1 protein-coding gene is annotated in these 251 nt (G+C 47.8%); it reads right to left on the bottom strand.

Annotation, left to right across the window (positions count from 1 at the left end; all coding sequences use genetic code 11):
* Positions 1-251: hypothetical protein (locus AEA42_RS22795; protein WP_156312287.1), on the bottom strand; the 251-nt coding region annotated here is incomplete at both ends.

The following is a 251-nucleotide window of genomic DNA, read 5'->3' as shown; positions in this document are numbered from 1 at the left end:
GGTCGAGGTTACGGATAGAGATAGCGGGAGCGGCCATGATGAATTACCTGCAAAAGAGAGTAATAGATCAGAATGACCGATCGCCGTCAAGTTTTTTAAATCGAAAATTAGGTGCGGAATGACGGTTACAGCGCCAACCGCTTCACAATTTCTGATCTCTGTAGACCAACGCATCGGTTTTCTTTCCTTCGCCGCCTCAAGCACTTTCTTGCGCTTCGCTAAAATAGCGCCATCTTGCAGTGCCTTGCGTT

The sequence above is a fragment of the Shewanella sp. Sh95 genome (genome assembly GCF_001308045.1).
GTDB classification, from domain to species: Bacteria; Pseudomonadota; Gammaproteobacteria; order Enterobacterales; family Shewanellaceae; genus Shewanella; species Shewanella xiamenensis.
Note: the sequence above shows the minus strand (reverse complement) of the source record. Positions and strands in the feature narration are given on the sequence as shown.